The 17,815-nt window shown below is 58.1% G+C and carries 11 protein-coding genes; 9 read left to right on the forward strand and 2 right to left on the reverse strand.

What is annotated here, in order from left to right; translation table 11 throughout:
- Positions 1-13: 13 nt before the first annotated feature.
- Positions 14-556, reverse strand: a complete 543-nt coding sequence (locus ACFSR7_RS10225; RefSeq protein WP_378161131.1) for a chromate transporter — start codon at positions 554-556, stop codon at positions 14-16.
- Between the two features lie 23 nt (positions 557-579).
- A complete protein-coding gene (locus ACFSR7_RS10230) occupies positions 580-1,179 on the reverse strand; it encodes a chromate transporter (protein WP_378161132.1) in 600 nt (199 codons plus the stop codon).
- Positions 1,180-1,407: 228 nt separating this feature from the next.
- On the opposite strand from ACFSR7_RS10230, the gene ACFSR7_RS10235 reads away from it, so the two are divergent.
- The 9 genes from ACFSR7_RS10235 to ACFSR7_RS10275 all read left to right on the forward strand — a co-directional run bounded on the left by ACFSR7_RS10235 (position 1,408) and on the right by ACFSR7_RS10275 (position 17,399).
- The gene (locus ACFSR7_RS10235; protein ID WP_378161134.1) at positions 1,408-2,604 is read left to right on the forward strand and encodes an ROK family protein; all 1,197 of its coding nucleotides are present in this window, start codon (positions 1,408-1,410) and stop codon (positions 2,602-2,604) included.
- 244 nt (positions 2,605-2,848) lie between these two features.
- Positions 2,849-6,748, forward strand: coding sequence for a fibronectin type III domain-containing protein (locus ACFSR7_RS10240; RefSeq protein WP_378161135.1), 3,900 nt, complete (start codon positions 2,849-2,851; stop codon positions 6,746-6,748).
- A 143-nt stretch (positions 6,749-6,891) separates the two neighbouring features.
- A complete protein-coding gene (locus ACFSR7_RS10245) occupies positions 6,892-7,641 on the forward strand; it encodes a response regulator transcription factor (protein ID WP_378161137.1) in 750 nt (249 codons plus the stop codon).
- Positions 7,634-9,628 (forward strand): cache domain-containing sensor histidine kinase, encoded by a 1,995-nt coding sequence (locus ACFSR7_RS10250; RefSeq protein WP_378161139.1) that lies wholly within the window; start codon positions 7,634-7,636, stop codon positions 9,626-9,628. The genes ACFSR7_RS10245 and ACFSR7_RS10250 overlap by 8 nt, the downstream gene beginning before the upstream one ends.
- A 533-nt stretch (positions 9,629-10,161) precedes the next feature.
- Positions 10,162-11,502 carry an ABC transporter substrate-binding protein gene (locus ACFSR7_RS10255; RefSeq protein WP_378161141.1) on the forward strand — a complete coding sequence of 447 codons (1,341 nt, stop codon included), beginning with the start codon at positions 10,162-10,164 and terminating at the stop codon, positions 11,500-11,502.
- A gap of 84 nt (positions 11,503-11,586) precedes the next feature.
- Positions 11,587-12,480, forward strand: coding sequence for a carbohydrate ABC transporter permease (locus ACFSR7_RS10260; protein ID WP_378161143.1), 894 nt, complete (start codon positions 11,587-11,589; stop codon positions 12,478-12,480).
- Complete coding sequence (locus ACFSR7_RS10265; protein ID WP_378161145.1) at positions 12,464-13,285, forward strand: carbohydrate ABC transporter permease; 822 nt, start codon at positions 12,464-12,466, stop codon at positions 13,283-13,285. The genes ACFSR7_RS10260 and ACFSR7_RS10265 overlap by 17 nt, the downstream gene beginning before the upstream one ends.
- Complete coding sequence (locus ACFSR7_RS10270; RefSeq protein ID WP_378161147.1) at positions 13,282-15,807, forward strand: beta-mannosidase; 2,526 nt, start codon at positions 13,282-13,284, stop codon at positions 15,805-15,807. The genes ACFSR7_RS10265 and ACFSR7_RS10270 overlap by 4 nt, the downstream gene beginning before the upstream one ends.
- Positions 15,804-17,399, forward strand: coding sequence for a glycoside hydrolase family 78 protein (locus ACFSR7_RS10275; RefSeq protein ID WP_378161149.1), 1,596 nt, complete (start codon positions 15,804-15,806; stop codon positions 17,397-17,399). The genes ACFSR7_RS10270 and ACFSR7_RS10275 overlap by 4 nt, the downstream gene beginning before the upstream one ends.
- Positions 17,400-17,815 lie beyond the last annotated feature (416 nt).

The raw sequence follows: 17,815 nt of genomic DNA on the forward strand, positions 1-17,815 counted from the left end.
GGATAAGCCGCCGCTAACCGTAAAGCGCGATGCCAACCAATCCGGATAACAGGATCACGACAAACGGATGCTTGTGCAAATAAATAAGCGCGAACAAAGAGCCGGCGAATATGGCGAGCTGGCACCAGGTCCGCCAGTCCGGCGCCGCCGACCACATGCCGGCATGCTGCGCGAACGATACGGCTGCGTAGGCGATCAGTCCGACGACGACGGCCCGCAGACCGTAAAATGCCGCTGCCACCCTGCGATGGTCGCGATAGCGGAGAAAAAGCTTGCCTGTCGCCAGAATCAGCGCGAACGAAGGCAGTACGACCGCGATCGCGGCCAGGGCGGCCCCGAGCAGGCCGGCTTTTTGATAGCCGACCGCCACCGCGATGTTGGTAGCGATCGGACCGGGCGACATGCCCGCGACCGCTACGATGTCCGCGAGCTGTCCGGCTCCCATCCAGTGATGGCGGTTCAGGATCTCTTCCTGAATGAGCGGGATCATCGCGTAGCCGCCTCCGAAGGAGACGAGCCCGACGAGGAAGAACATGGCGAACAGTGGGATCAGCATGTCTAAAACCTCATTTGCTCAGATTATATCATGTAGTCGAAGACCGGCTCTTTTTCCTTGAGCTTCGGGCTTTTGCCCTTCAACCCGCGGAATTGTACCCAGAGGATGCCGGCGGTCGCGCCCAGCGCGACGACCCATAGCGGATGAATGCCGGTGAAAAGCAGGAGCGCGGCAGCCGCGGCCAGCGCGCCGGAGGCGAAGTCCACGATCGAAGATCGGGCGATCTTGACCGCCGCGAAGGCGATGAGCGCGGCGACCGTGGCGCGTATGGCGGTGAAGGCGGCTTCGACTTTGGGATTGTCCTTGAATTGAACGTAGAAGATCGACAAGACGATCATGAGCGCGAAGGTCGGCAGGCAAATGCCGAGCAGCGCCGCGATCGCGCCGAATACGCCGCCGATCCTATAGCCGATAAAGGCGGCCGAATTGACCGCGACCGCGCCGGGCACGGTGCCGGATACCGCGAATAAATCGGCGATTTCCTCTTCTTGCAGCCAACGTTTCTTCTCGACGACCTCGCGTTCGATCGCCGGGATCAGCGCGTATCCGCCGCCGAACGTAAAGGGGCTCATTTTCAGAAATACGAGAAAGAGCGAGAGATGGAGCTTTCTTTTATCGGTCATAGCAAAGCCTCCCGTCTCCATCAGTATACCATCTTTATTCCAAAATGGTATTAAGTATTCGGGGGTTGGGTCATAATAACTTTTTATAGAAGATATAAATCCATACTTAAATTCATTTTGGCATTAATCCGAGAGGAAGACAGGGTATAGATCGCTTCAGGGCGTTTCGATATAATAAAAAGAATGATTGCAGCCGAACGAACAAGCGAGCGAGGAAGTGCCTAGTCCATGAACCGCGGGAATCGAGTGCCTACGTCCAAGGAATTGATCTATCACCATATCGCCGAGCAGGGCTTCGCTTCCAAGGCCGAGCTGCTTGATCGTTTCCGGATTCCAAGCAGCACGCTTACGCGCACGCTCGAAGAGATGACCGCGGACCGGCTGATCCAGGTTTCGGGCCTCGGCCCGTCCAGCGGCGGCAGAAGGCCGATCGTGTATGAGACGAACCCGGCGTTCGGTTACTTTTTCGGTCTGGAGATTTCCCGGTTCCACGCCTCGCTCGGCTTTTTCGACGTCCGCATGAACCCGATGTCGTTCACGCGCTGGCGGATGGACGAAGCGATGACGCCGGACAAGCTGATTGCGCATGCGGAGAAAACGGTCAAGGCCATTCTGTTCGATCACAAGATCGATCCTAGCCAGGTAAAGGGGTTCGGCATCGGCGCCGTCGGTCCGCTTGACCGCGAGCGCGGCGTCGTGCTTCGGCCGCTTCACTTCGCGGCGCCGGGCTGGCAGGACGTGCCGATCTGCCGAATGGCCGAGGAGGCGACCGGCTTCCCGGCACGCCTCGAGAACGGCGCGAACGCGGCGCTCATGGGCGAGCGCTGGTCGCTCAGGCAGTCCAATCCGCAGCATCTGCTGTATATGCATGCGGGCGTGGGACTTCGCTCCGCGATGATGTCCAACGGCCGGATCGTCCACGGCTCGATCGACTTGGAGGGCGCGGTCGGACAGATGATTATCCAGGCCGACGGCACGCGGCTGCACGACGGAGGCAACTTCGGCGCCCTGGAGGCGTACGCCTCCATTCAGGCGCTGGAAAAGCAAGCGCAAGCGCAGGCCAAACTGGGGCGCGGAGGCTGGACGGAGCAGCTGCGGCTCGCGCCGGAGCAGATCCGCTACGAAGACCTGCTGCAGGCGCTGAGGCAGGGGCATCCGTCCGCGGTCGAGCTGTTCGACGGCGCGGCCGTGTATCTCGGCATCGGCCTCGCCAACATGATTAACATGTTCCACCCGGAGACCGTCATCCTGGGCGGGTCGCTCATCTACTCGGACGAGCGATTTTACAAAAAGGCCATCGAGACCGCGCGTCAGAACGTCTATTATTATCCTTCGTATCAGCCGGTCTTTACCAAAGGCGAGCTGCGCGAGGACGCCGTCGCCACCGGCGCGGCGCTCATGATGTGGAGAGGCTTGGAGATCTAGAGCAGCCGGTTCCCCAGGGAGCCGGCTTTTTTGTGCAGATTCGCGCCTTTATCCTAATCCAGTCCAGAAAAACACGAACGCAGTCCTGTCTGCTTGCCCGAGGACGGCGTTACAATCGGAAAGAAAGGAGACGATGGATCCGACGCGAATGACGCGGATATTGAAAGCGCTTAATTTAAAATAACGGAGACAATCTCGTCCTCCGCTTACATAGATTCCATTCCTCACGAAAGGGCGGGAACCCGTGACAACACTGATGGAAAAAATGAAAAGAGGCAAGCGATGGCGCGCCAAAGGCTGGCTGGCGCTGCTGCCGGCGGTGCTGGCGCTATTCGCCTTCGGCGGCAGGTCGGAGGCGCTGAGCGAATGGCAGTTGATGAAAACGGAAGGCTTTGAAGACAGCTATTGGAGCACGTCGTCCTCCGGTTCCGGCAGCGCGGTTTACGATACAAGCATCAAATCGGAAGGGACGCGAAGCCTGCATCTGAACGGATCGGCCGTCAGCAGCAAAGCGTATGCGGAAAAGTCGATCGCGATCGCTTCGGGTCAATACCGGGTCGGCGTCGACGTATACCCGGTCTCGATCACGGGAGAGATGGTGGTGGCGTTCGCCAAGGATGCGGGCTTCACTGAGGAGTTTTTCTATTTTATCGTCGATCAGAACCGAAAGTTCAAGGTGCGCTACTTCGACACGTCCGGCGGCATTCACGATACGACGACCTCGGGTACGCTGAACGCCAATCAATGGAACACGCTGGAGCTGACGGTCAATTGGGTGGACGGCGTCATCACGCCCAAGCTGAACGGAACAGAGTTGAGCGCCATAACGGCGACCGGCATCCGGCAAGGGGCGATCGTAAAAAGCCGGATCGGCGACTGGTGGGACGGAGGGAATTACGGCAATGTCTATTTCGACAATCTGAAAATCTCGACTTACGCGAATACGTCCAAGACGCCGCTCCAAAAGGCGGAGGCGGCTGCGGAGCTGTATCGGCAGCGGGCTCAGCAGCCGTCCAAGCTATGGTCGAGCGGCACGGTTCCCGGCACGGCCAAAGATAGCTTGCTGGAGATGGGGCAGCGCTATGACCTGCTCGGCCTCAATTCCATCTACCTGCTCAACGGCAACGCAACGTTCAAACAGGCTTACAATGACTACGTAACGGCCGCCTATACGGACGGCGTCGGCATCCATGTCCGCAGCGGCGGCATCCGCTATTCCTTCACGACCGCATACGAGGGCACGCCTATCGTGCATAAATGGCTGCAGCCCGCCCCCAACGACGTGGTCATGCTGCAGCGGCCAGGCGACTATGCGGCGCTCTGGAACCGCGCCTATGCGGACCGCACGACGCAAAGCAACTACTGGGGCACGCATTACTGGATGCCGTATTCGTACTTCTGGGAAAATATCGTGGACTTGAACACCTACGCGTACCAGTTGAATTTTAACGAGATGGGGGACAGCGGCGCGAGATCCTTCGCCAACCTGTGGTTCCTGTACCAGTCGACCGGAGACGCGAAGTGGAAGGCGCAATTCGACAACATCCTGGATACGGCCTGGCGCGAGCGAAGCGACCTGACGAATCTGATGCCGAACTACAACAGCGCGGGCGGGCGCAGCGGCCATCCGTTCGGCGACAGCTTCGACGTGTACGGTCTGGACGTCGGCGCGTTCGATCTCTATAACTTTTTGCTGAGCCTTTACGATCTGTACGGCGAGCAGAAGTATTACGACATCGTGAAGACGCAGGCGGACAGCTGGATCAAATACGGCTGGCAGAAGGACCCGATCGGCGGCGGCTGGTTCGGCCGCAACGGCTCGCCCGATTCGGGCAGCGCCTTTACCGCGCCTTGGCACTTCTTCGAATGGCAGGCCGGCGTCGTTATGGCCCGGTTGGCCGAAACGACGGGCGATTTGCGCTATCGCCAGTACGCGACGGACATTCTCGCTTATTTGCGCAACCAGAAATGGCGGATGGAGGACAAATCGATCCTGCTGTCCGCGCAGTTGGCCGGTTACCTGTACATGCAAACCCGGGACGCAGCCTACTGGGACATCTACAACGAATTCATCGATTATTTCGAGCATGCGTACGTCGCGAACGACTGGATCTACACGACCTCCTACATCGATACGTACGAGGGCGGCGGCGGTCCCGACATCAACAATATCGGCAACGGCAGCACCCATTTCTGGACGGTGGGCATGTACATTCACAGCAAGCTCATGCAGGACGAGATGAAATCGATGCTAGCGCCGAATCCGTTTCAGATGATGTATCCGGTCGCGGTCAATTCTCCGATCCTGCCCCCGGCAGACAAGTTCAGCGCGCTCACGATCACGGGCGCGAACAAAAATATCATCCAGGCCACGCGAACCGAAACGTCCGCCCAAAACGTGTTCATCTCCGTCGGCGGCCTGGTGGCGAACGGGTATACGAACTTCGCGGTACAGGACGGCAGCAATGCGGCGCTGAGCTTCAGCTTGATCGACGTGAGCGGCTATTGGTACATCAAGGTACCGTCCACGACCGCTCAGATCATCAAGGTGACCGGCTCGGCGGACGCGACGGCACCGGGACAGACGACCGGGCTCGGCGTCGCGAACATCAGCGACACAAAGCTTGCGCTGAGCTGGACGGCGAGCACGGCGACCGACCTTCGCTATTACGAAGTGTACCGGGGGACGACCAGCGGCTTTACGCCCGGAGCGGCTAATCTGATCGCCATTCCGCAAACGAATAAGTGGCTGGATACGAATCTGCTGCCCGGCCGGACCTACTACTACAAGGTGCTTGCGGTAGACAAGGCGGGCAACAAAGGCGCCGTATCGAGTCAGGGAAGCGGCACGGCGACGACGGTGCAGACGGCGAAGCTGATCGACGACATGAATGATTTTGCGAAAATGTACAGCCATACGGCGGGCCTGAGCTTCGATGCCTCTTCTCCATCCGGCTTCGAGGACGATACGAGCCGGCTGATGCGCACCGCGAACTCCGCGGAATCGATCGTTTACAACAAGAGCGGCATGGACAGCGTGAAGCTGTTCGCCTATTGGTCGGATACCGATACGACAATCAATCATTTCAAGTTTTATATCTCGTCCACCGACAGCAATTATCGGGAGATTACGCCGCTGACGATCGAGGACAAGGGCGGGACGAAAAGAAGAATCGTATATACGTTGTCAGAGCTGCCGACCGACACGAACTTCCTGAAGGTCGTTTACGCGGAATCCGATTCGCCTGTCGCTTACCCGCAACTGGGCCGAATCGAGATCGGCTACCGCACGGGAACGACGCAGACGGATTATGTGCTGATGGATCCGATGGACAATTCGACCCTGATGTACAACATGGATGCGGGACTGGACTTCGACTACAGCAGCGTTCCTTCTTTCGAAGGAGACCGAAGCAGGCTGAAGCGCACGACGCTCAGCTACAATTCCGTGACTTATTACGCGAACAACATCAAGGGCTTCGAGATGAATGCCTTCTGGTGGGAAGGCGATACGACGGTCACGCACTTCAAGTTCTACGGTTCGGCCGACGGCGTCGCCTTTAGCGAGATTACGCCGGTCATCGCGGATCTGGGCGGCACGTGGAAAAAGATCAAATATACGAAAAGCGGGCTGACCAACGTCAACTTCCTGAAAATCGAATTCCGGGATATGGATTCGTATCCCTGGGCTTCGCAAATCGCAAACGTGGACCTGACGTACGGCGGCAAGATGCTCGTCGACAACCTCGACGACCTGAAATGGACGAAGAGCGCGACCAACACGATCATTCTGGATTCGTCGGCCTGGGCGAACTTCGGCGGCGACCGGAGCCGGGTGTCCCGCACGGCCAACGCGGCGGATCAACTGGTGTATCAGGTGACGGGCATGACTGGCTTCACGGTACGCGCGCATTGGTGGGAATCGGACGCGACGATCGACCATTTCATGTTCTACACCTCCGCGGACGGCGTCAATTATACGCAAGTGACGCCCGCGGTCAGCGACCAGGGAGGCGTATGGAGAAGAGTGATGTACTTTAAATCCGGTCTCAGCGGGGTCAATTACCTGAAAATTGAATTCGCTGACACGGACACCGGGCAGATCTTTACGCCGCAGCTCGGCAGCGTCTGGATTTCCTATTAAGCGTTAAGCGCGGCAGTGTCGGCTAGTTGGCTAGAAGGCGGCTTCTTCTCCGGAAGAAGCCGCTTTTGCCGCCCTATCTCTATGAAAGGCGACAGCGTTCTGGGATAATAGTTGAATCCGCTTGCAAAGTGAGGGACGCCCAAGTGCAGGACATACTGGTGGTAGACGACGAGCCCCTCATTCGGCTGGGCCTGAAAAAAATTATCGATAACGCGCGAGCGGAGTTCCAGGTCCGTGGAGAAGCCGGAAACGGCAACGAAGGCCTGGAGAAGCTGGCCGCGCACCGGTTTCATACGGTCATTACGGACATCAAAATGCCGGGGATGAACGGCGTCGAATTCGTCAAATCCATTTTCAGCCGGCATCCCGGGGTTCGCGTCATCGTGCTCAGCGGCTATGCCGAATTCGAATTCGTGCGGGAGACGATGAAGTACGGCGCGGTGGACTATTTGTTGAAGCCGGTGGACAACCAGGACCTGCTCGACCTGCTGACCGAGATCGGCCGGAAGCCGGGGGCAGCAGGCAGCGTGCCTGACGCGCCTCCCGCCTCTCCCGCCCCCAAGAACGATCCCATCAGCCGAGCGAAGGCCTACATCGCAGAGCATTACCGGCACAATATTTCCTTGAACGAAATTGCGGGTATCGTGCATTTGAACGCCATCTATTTCTCGCAGCTGTTCAAGAAGGAAACGGGGGAAAACTTCACCGGCTATCTGATCCGCTGCCGGATCGAGCAGGCGCAGCGGCTGTTGGAGGATCCGCACAACCGGATCGCCGAGATCTCGCTTGAGGTCGGATACGAGGATCCGAACTATTTTAGCCGGATCTTCAAACGAATGACCGGTCTGTCGCCGCAGGAGTATCGCGCGCAACGCGGAGGACGCAATGCGTAGACGGCAATGGAGGCGGCTGCGGCTCCGGTTTGGACGGGCCGTCAGCCTGAGCCGGCGCAGCCTGACGTTTAAGCTGATCGGCGGCTTCGTCGTGCTGATTTTTATTCCGATGCTGGCCATTATCCTGATCTCTTCCTACGTGTACAACTACAACCAAAAATCCAACTATATCAGCTCGCTGAACGTGATGGTCAACCAGGCGGCGGATCAGCTGTCGATGTATATCAAGGACATGAAGTATTTGTCCGAAATTCCGTTGAACGATTCCGAGATCATGCAAGAGCTTCACGACAACGCCATCCATAATCCGAATTATTATTTCGATCTGCGCACGCAAGGCATTCTAATGAGCTTCATGGAATCGACGCTATTTTACAAGAAAGAGATTTCTTCCGTGGTCATTTTCGACATGGCGGGCCGCAGCATCAACAAGCTGAGAGATACGGACATCAATCTGGATGCGGACTTCAACCCCGTCGGCGAGCGCTGGTATCCGGCCTTGATCGCGGCGGACGGCGAGAGCGTGCTGTTGCCCCGTCACCGGCTGAAGCTGGTCGGCGAGGCGCGCTTCATGGACGTCATCTCCGTCGGCAAGGCGCTGCGCGATTACAACGGCTCGTTCGAGCCGGTCGCCGGCATTTTGATCAGCCTGAAGGTCGAGGAGCTGGCTCCGTTGTTCCAGGCGCTGAACGTCGTGAATCGGCAGCGGACGATCGTGGTCGACGAGGATGGACAATTCATCTACGATTCCGGCGGAGCCGCGGACCAAAGCAGCCTGATCGCTGCGCAGGTGCTGGACGACAGCGGGGACGGTACGGCCGATCAGTTAACCATCGGGGGCGAATCTTACGTTCGGACGAGAACGGCGGTATCGGAGACGGGCTGGTCGGTCATTTCCTTTTTTCCGAAAAAAGAGCTGAACGTCTCCAACACGACGACGACGATCTATGCGCTGCTGCTCATGTCGGGCTGCGTGCTGATCGCGCTGATCGTGTCCGTCTGGTTCGCGGTACGGCTGACGCTGCCGATTAAGCGTCTTAGCGCGACCATGAAGCGGGTGCAGCAAGGCAATTTGCATATGAAGCTGCGCAAGGGCGACAAAAATGAAATTTTTCAGATCAGCCACGAGTTCAACAAAATGATCAAAAAAATAAACGGCCTGATCCGGATGCTGTTCGTCGCGCAGCTGAAGCAGAAGGAGGCCGAGCTGCACGCGCTCAAGCTGCAGATTCATCCGCATTTTCTCTTCAACACGCTGGAATCGATCCACATGATGGCGGAGCTGAACGACGATGCGGACACGTCGCGGATGGCGCGCATGCTCGGGAAGTTTTACCGTTATTACATTACCGAGAACGCGGACGAGACCGTATCGCTGAAGAAGGAGCTGGACCATCTGACCAGCTACGTCGAGCTGCAGAAAATCCGGTTCGGCAACCGCTTCGCATGGGAGGTGCAATTCGACGAGCGGTTGTACGCTTGCGAGATTCTCAAATTCGTCTTCCAGCCGATCGTGGAAAACGCGATCGTTCACGGCTTTGCCGATACGCCGGCAGGCGGTCTGCTGAGCTTGTCGGGAACGGTGAACGGTCAGACGGCGCAGTTCAGGATTCGCGACAACGGCTGCGGAATGAACGCGCAGCAGCGCGCGGAGCTTCAGGCGAAGCAGAAGAGAGGCGCGGCGGCCATGCGGTCGGGCGCTGCATCGGCAGGTACGGCGATGGCGGCTGCGGGGACGATGGCAGCGGAGACGGGGGGGGCGGCAATGACAGCAAAAACAGAGACTGCGGCCCACGATCGGGATTTCCAGGCGGCGGAGGTCGGCGGACTCGGCATGGGGAACGTCAACGAGCGCCTCAAGCTCTACTACGGCGACGCCTATGGCTTAAGCGTGGAGAGCGAGGAGGGGGCCGGCACTTGCGTGACGCTGACCCTTCCGTTGCAGGCGAAGGACGGCGCGCTCGCGCTTGAGCTGCTGCGCAAGTAGACCGAAGGTGGGGGGTTGCCGACGGTTCAGGGAATTCGGCGGGCTGGTGAAGATAGGAACGGCGGACGTTCTTCGAAGGGGAGAGCGCGCTCTCTCTGACGGTTGTGTCGGGAGAAAAACCAGCATTTGTACATCTATTTTCTACCGAACAGCGACGCTAGATGAAATTGATGCAATATACAGGTAATTTTGAAGAATGCGCCGGCAGTCTCGCTAAATCAGGAAAATAAATGCGTATTTGCATCTTTTCGTTCTGAAGTGCGCGGTATAGGCGAAATATGATGTATTTTTGCAGGTATTGCGGCTGGCTTGGAGAGGAACGCCGCAGAACGCGATCGAGAGCAGCGGAACGCGCGACAGAAAGCACCAATAGGACCGTCAGGGCGAGCTCTGCCGGTTTTTCTTATGCGTCCTGAACGCCGGACAAAGGCCTTAATCCAATCCAGATAAACATAAATCGAGTCCATTATAAGTATTCTGCAAGCGCTTTACAATGAACTTGCGGCACAACAACCAGCGGGGGGACTTGAACAATGAAAAAAAGCAAAATCGTATCGCTCGCGCTCGCAATGACGCTGACAGGCTTGCTCGCGGGCTGCGGCGGCAGCAAGGACAACGCGCCGGGCGGCAGCGCAAGCGCAAGCGCGCCGTCCTCGTCCGGACAAGCGACCGGGCAGGCCTCCGGCTCGCCGGAGCAGCCGACAGTAACGGGCAAGCTTACTTTTCTGACGTGGGAAACGAATATCGTCGACACGAAGCTGAAGGATATGGCCGACCGGTTCATGGCGGATTATCCGGGCGTCGAGCTGAAGATCGAGGGCTTCACGGACAATCAGACGATCAAGATCAGAGCCGCTTCCAACAGCTTGCCGGACATCGTCAACGTGACGGATACGCACCTGAGCCGGGATCAGTGGTCCAAGTTTTTTGTCCCGCTCAACGATCTGCCCATCGCCGACAAGCTGATCGGCATGGATTCGCTGGTCGCGCCGGACGGCAAAAACTATACGGTGCCGCGCGGTTTGATGCTGACGCCGGTCGTCTGGTACAACAAGGATATTTTCGCGGAGCTCGGACTGGAAGTACCGAAGACGTACTCGGCGTTTCTGGAAGTGAGCCATAAGATCAAGGACAGCGGCAAGTACATCCCGTTGTCCTCCGGCGCCAAAGACGCGTGGCCACTGGATCCGTACCAGCAGCTCGCTCCGATCATCGGCAACGATACGAACATCTACAATGCGTTTGCCGAGCAGGAGGAACCGTTCACCGCGGATAGCGGCTACGTCAAGAGCTTCGGCATTTTGAAGGATTTGGTGGACAAGGGCTATTTCGAGAAGGATCCGCTGTCCGTCGGGTTCGACGCCGCCACCAACGATTTCGTCTCGGGCAAGTCGGCGATGATGCTGATGGGCACGTGGCTGTATCAGAACCTGAGCGAAAAAGGCGTGGACATGACCCACTTTGCGATCTTCCCCTTCCCGGTATCCGAAACGCCCGCCGATACGACCATGCTGACGGCTTCGCCGGACCTGCCGATGGCAATCAACAAGAATACCAAGAGCATGGACGCGGCGCTCGCGTTTCTGGACTGGTACTACAGCAAGTACGATTCGGAATTCATGACCTACAGCGGCATGCTCTCCCCGCTCAAGGATGCGGACAATTCCTCCATCCCGTGGGCCGGCTTCGTGAAGGACTATCGATTGAACATCGTGACGCTTGCGCCGCAGCAAGAAAAAGCGATCAAAGTATGGAACAACTCCGGCATCACGCTGTACAAATCGCTGCAGGAGCTGGTCGCCGGCAGAACGGTGGACCAGGTGGTCAAGGACCTGAACGGCAAATTCAAGAAAGCCGTCGCTTCGGCCAAATAATAGCAAAAGCCCCGGTCGGCCCGGAGGTCGGGAAAGCCTGCGCTCCCGACCCCGGCTTGATCGGGAGGAGCAGGAGTGAACCCGATGAGTTTGCAGATGAAAAAAAGGGTGTTCGTGTCGTCGTTTCTCCTCGTGCCGCTCGCCCTCTATGCCATGTTCGTCCTGTATCCGACGTTTAAGCTCTTCCAACTGAGCTTTACGGATTGGAACGGCCTGGACGGCGCGAGGTGGATCGGCTTGGACAACTACCGCGAGGTCGTGCAATCCAAGGAAGTATGGGTGTCGCTGCGCAACAACCTGATTTATTTCCTGACCGGTCTTGTCGGGGTTGCGTTCTCGTTGTTCCTGGCGGTGCTGCTCACCGGCAAGCTCAGGTTTGCCAAAGGCTTCCGCTCAATCGTTTTCGCACCGTTTATTTTGAACGCCACCGCCGTTTCCTTTATGTTCGGCTTCCTGTACGAGACCGAATCGGGAGCGATCAACGTCGCCCTGCGAGCGCTCGGGCTCGGATTTTTGGAGCAGCGCTGGCTAAGCGACCCTTCCGTGGTCAATGTCTCGCTGGCGCTGATCGTCGTCTGGAAAACCGTCGGTTTCTATATGGTCATCCTGATCGCCGCCTTGCAATCGATACCCGACGATCTGTACGAAGCGGCCGTCATCGACGGCGCGGGAAGGTGGCAATCGTTCCGGTTCATCACGCTGCCGTGCATCAGCGATATCGCGAAGCTGTCGGTATTTCTGGTGTTCACCGGCAGCGTGCAGACGTTCGAGCAACCGTTCCTGCTGACCGGACAGGGCGGCCCGGGATACGCGAGCATGACCTTTGCGCTGTACTCGGTGCACGAGGCGTTCCAGTTCAGCCGCTATGGGCTGGCTTCCGCAATGGCGGTCGTGCTGATCGCGATCGTGCTGGTCGTGCAGCTGACGCAGCATATTCTAGTAAGGGAAAAGGGCGACAACCATGAAGATTTTAAATAAAACGTTGATCTATGCCCTGATAGGATCGGTGAGCCTGCTCTTTATCGCGCCGATTCTGATCGTGCTCTTCACTTCCTTCAAGTCCAACGAAGAGCTGCTGCTGAATCGGCCGTTCGCGTTGCCCGACAGCTTCCTGCACCTGTCCAACTACGCCTACTTTTTTCAGGTCGGCAACGTCGGTACGGCGTTCGGCAATTCCCTCGTTCTGATCGCGGTGAGCGTCGTCGGCAATATACTGCTCGGGTCGATGGTGGCTTATGTGCTCGGCCGATTCCGTTTCAAGGCCAAACCGCTCATCTTGTTTGTGTATATGATCGCCCTGATCGTACCCGGCATCACGACCGAGGTCGCCCGGTTCTCGCTGGTGAACCAGCTTGGCGTCTACGATACGCTGCTCGCGCCGACCCTGCTCTACGTGGGCACGGACATCATTCAAATTTACATGTTCCTGCAGTTTTCTAGGACGCTCCCCTACAGCCTGGACGAAGCCGCGATGATCGAGGGGGCTTCGTATTTTAAAGTCTATTACCGCATTTTCCTTCCGCTGCTGGCGCCTGCGACCGCGACCGTGGCCATCCTGAAAATCATCGGCGTCTTTAACGACATGTACATTCCGTATTTGTACATGCCGTCCGCGCATCTGCGTACGGTGGCCACGCTGCTGATCGGATTCACCGGCGACCGGATGGTGCTGTGGAATTACATGTCGGCGGGCATTCTGGTCATTACCGTGCCTTCCGTGTTGGTCTATCTAATCTTTCAACGCTGGATCTTCTCCGGCATCGCGATGGGAGCGGTCAAATGAAGCAGCAGTCGTTAAACGAAGCGTGGCGGGTGAAAGCCTGCGAGCTGCATGTGGGGGCCGACGAGCTGAAGCGGGTGCTTCTGGACAATGACGGCTGGCTGGCGGCCGATCTGCCGTGCGATGTCCGAATGCCGCTGATCCGCGAAGGGATCATCGAGGAGCCGTTGACCGCCAATCATTGCTTCGACAGCGAATGGGTGGAACGGCGATCGTGGTGGTTCAGAAAAAGCTTCCGCGTGGACGAGGCCGATCTGGCGGATGCTTGCGTGGCGGAGCTGGAGCTTGAATCGCTCGATTGCGAAGCGGACCTTTTCTTGAACGGCCGCCGCCTGGGGCATCATCGCAGCGCATTCTATCCTTTTAGCCGCGATGTAAAGGCATGGCTGCGCGCGGGGGACAACGAGCTCGTCGTGCGCCTGACGACGGGCAGCGAGCTGCACAGCGAAGCCGATGTCGCCAAGCTGAAGAACACGATCGGCATGGAAGGCTTTAACGGCCGCGGAGAAGCCGGGAGAATTATGCTGCGCAAGCCGCAGTACGTGTTCGGCTGGGATTGGGGGCCGCGCCTGGCCAGCTGCGGCATCATGGGGGACGTGACTTTGCGCTTCCACCGGTTTGCGGCGATTCGTTCGGTCGCGGTCGATACGCGCGTCGAAGGGGACGACGGCTGTATTACGGTGACGGTGGAAGCGGATCAGTTTCATTCTTATGCGACCCGCGAGGCTCGGTTCGAGATCGGTCTCTACGACGGGGAGGCGCTGATCGAGACGATGATCGCGGAAGTGCCGCTGGCTTCCGGACTGAATTACATCAGGCTGGACGGACGGATACCCGAGGTCAAGCTGTGGTGGCCGAGCGGCATGGGCGAGCAGCAGCTGTACGCCGTCCAGGTCGCCATGACGGTCGAGGATGAGCGGGCAGAGCACCCGCCGGTTGCGTTCGGCGTGCGGACGATCCGGTTGAACCAGGAGCGGATAGGCGGCGGGGCGGAGCGGCGATTCGCCATCGAGATTAACGGCGTTGCGTTGTACGGCAAAGGCGCCAACTGGATTCCGCCGGATTCCATCTATGCGAGGGTTGGCGTCACCGCATACGAGAAGCTGCTCGGCGAGGCCGCGCAAGCGAATTTTAACCTGATTCGCGTATGGGGCGGCGGGCGCTACGAGCCGGATTGCTTTTACGAGCTGTGCGACCGTATGGGATTGCTGGTCTGGCAGGACTTTATGTTCGCCTGCGCCGCGTATCCGGATCGGCTGGCATGGTTCCGCGGCGAAGTGGAGCGCGAGATGGATTATCAGACGCGGCGGCTGCGCAACCATGCTTCGCTGGCTTTGTGGTGCGGCAGCAACGAAAACCATTGGGCTTTCGACGAGTGGTGGACCGGGGAAAAGCAGGCGGAATATTTCGGAGGCGCGTTCTGCTACAACTATATTGCGCCGGCCGTCGTGCGCAGGAATAGCCCGCTTATTCCGTATTGGAACAGCTCGCCTTACGGCGGCGCGCACCCCAACGGCAGCGAGGCGGGAGACCGCCATCACTGGTTCGAATGCACGATGAACGAAGAGATGGAGAAGCGGATCGCGCCCGAGGAATACGATAAGCTGAGCGGCAAATTCATCTCCGAATACGGCTATATCGGCCCGCCGGGCCTCGCGTCGATCCGGCAATACTTCGGACCGCACGAACCGGACCGCTCGAGCGCGATCTGGGACAACCATACGAACGTGCACGAGAAAAAAACGGTGCCGGCGGGCATCGCCAAGCACTACGCGGATCCGGAAAAGCTGGAGCTGGACGGCTATCTGCATTACGCGGGGCTGACGCAAGGACTGATGCTGCAATATTCGCTGGAGGCGATCCGGCAGAAGGAAGATTGCTCGGGCAGCCTGTTCTGGATGTACAACGATTGCTGGGGCGAAGTCGGCTGGTCCATCGTCGATTACTATCGCCGTCGGAAAATCGCTTATTATTTCGTGAAGCGGGCGTTTGCGCCGGTCCGGTTTATTTTGCGAGAAGTGGGCGGGGAAGTCGAGGTCACCGGCTGCAACGATACGGCCGCCGAGGTCGAGTTTCGTTTGGAATACGGCTATCGATCATTCGACGGCACCGTCAAAAATGCAGAAACGGCAGCGGTCGTTTTAAAGCCGTTTTCCCGCAGCCGGACGCTTCGTTTCCCCAAAGGCGCGTTCGATAATCTCACAGGCGTTCGCTACGTTCTGCCGCTGTCAACGGATATTGCCGAGCCGGCGTGGCTGCGGACGAACACGTACAGGGAAATGCGGCTGCCGATGCCGACGTTAAGGCTCGCTCCGGTCTCGATTGAAGACGGACAATGGACGGTGGAGGTCTCGACGGACGTATTCGCCCACGCCGTTCATTTCGATTTTGGCCCTGGGAACGATGCGGTCCCGTCCGACAATTATTTTGATTTGCTGCCAGGACAGCGGAGAATCGTGAAGATTGCCGGCCTGGACCCGCTGCGCCATGCGCAAGTGTCGGTGCGGTCGGGGGTGGAGCGATGAGCGGAATGACAAACGGAATGAATAGCGCAAGCGGGACGAATGTAACGAACGAAACAAACGAAACGAACGAAACGAACGAAACGAACGAAACGAACGAAACGAGCCCTGATCAGCCGGTTGGCCTTGCTATCGGACCATTGACGGAGACGGGGGCCGTTCGCTCGAATACGCCCTTGTTCCGCTGGACGATCGAAGGCAGCCGCGAAGAGCGCGCTTTTCGGCTGCTGGTGGCATCGTGCCCCGAGCTGCTGCTGCCGGCAACAGCGGACCAATGGGATACGGGCATCGTTAGACAGTGGGGAGACCCGGACATTTGTGCGCGCGGCAAAGTGCGGTATGCGGGGCCGGCGCTGTTGGCCGGGCGTACCTACTATTGGAAGGTGCAGATCGGGGACGGCGAGACGGAGATGTCCGCCTTTTCGGAAGCGGCCGCGTTCAAGATGACGGACGATCTGCCCGATGCCAAAACGGCGGCGGCGCGCCGGGTGTTCGGCGAGCGCAACGAAGCGATCTATCGGACCACGCTGGACAGTCTTTATAGCCGAACGACGCCCGGCGGGTACGTGCCGACTTCCGTCACCGGCGCTTATCCGGGGCAATTCGTGAGAGACACGGCCGCACATCTATTCGCTTTGCTCGTATTGTCTGATTTCTCCGAAGCGCGCAAGGTGCTCGCGTCCCTGCTGGACCGGATCGATGCCTGCGGGGTGGAACGGGCGCCGCAAATCATGTTCGCTGACGGAAGTCCGCCGGTCATGCTTGACCAACCGGACGGCCATTATCAGCTTCTGATGGCCTGGGCGGATTATGTGCAGCTGGCGGATGACAGGGAGACGGAACGCAAGTATTACCCGCTCATAAGCGGATTCGCTCTCTATTACTTGAAGGAGCCGTATTTCGATCCGGAGCTGAACCTGCTCTGGAACCCGGCCTACGAACATGCCCGCGAGAATGTGCATATGAGCGTGTACGACTTGATTACCAATCAGTTTGCCGTGCAGGCCCTGACCAAGGTTGCGGGCGTTGCACGGCGGCTGGCGGATCGCGATACGGCTTCGGCGCTGGAGGCGTATGCGGCGGCGCTGCAGACGGGAATTGACGGGCGATTGTCAGCGGTTGACGAGGAGCGTCGCTCCGTTTTTGGAGAGCTGCGTGGCCGGGACAGCGCGGACCGGCTGCTGCAAGGCTATTCCTTCGTGAATCTGGCGCCGATTCCGGCCGCCGTGCCGGGCGCAGGGGAGAAGGTGCGCAATACGTTGCAAGCCTATGAACGCCAAGGTTCGTTTATGTGGGGCGAATTCCGCATGCTTCATACGTACATCACGCCGAATACGGCGAATGCCGGCGCGCAGGTCATCGGCAAAGGGTTGGCGTGGGCTTGTTATTTCTATGCCGCGAGCGGCGATTGGAATCGGCTGTCCCTCTTGCAAGAATGGTTGGAAACATACAACACGGCCCCGTTTTTCGGGGAAGCGTTCAACTTCCTTCCGTTTTCCCGCGGAGAAGCCTACATCCAGGACGGAGGCAACCAGGAGCAGGCAAGCTGGTTCATCTGGGCGCAAGCGCAGATTCGCAGGCTGACAAGCGAATAAGGAAGGACGCCTAACAACCTTGGGGCTGTTTAGGCGTCCTTTTTGTTGCTAGATCAGCAATTAAAAATTTGGCGGCGATTCGTAACAGGTAAACGCGCCTTCGGTGCCGGGGAGTTTTGATGTATGGCGGGTCGAAAAACCTGCATTCGTACATGTATTTTCTACCGACTCGCGACACGTGATGAAATGCCTGCAAATGTGCAGGTAAATTCAAAGCACAAGCCGGAAAGGGGGCAGATGGAGGAAAATACCTGCAGATCTGCATCTTTTCTTCTCGAAAGGATAGCGATCGGCGAAAAAAGATGTATATTAAGTCAATTTCATAATTAATTTGGTCATGGAGCCAAGCGTGAGGCCAATGTTGGGGAAGTCCTTTTTTTTGAGGTTAAGCGGCTGGTTTTGCTTCGCGGATGCGC

Origin of the sequence: Cohnella sp. GCM10020058 (assembly GCF_042683485.1) — a bacterium.
Taxonomy (GTDB): domain Bacteria; phylum Bacillota; class Bacilli; order Paenibacillales; family Paenibacillaceae; genus Cohnella.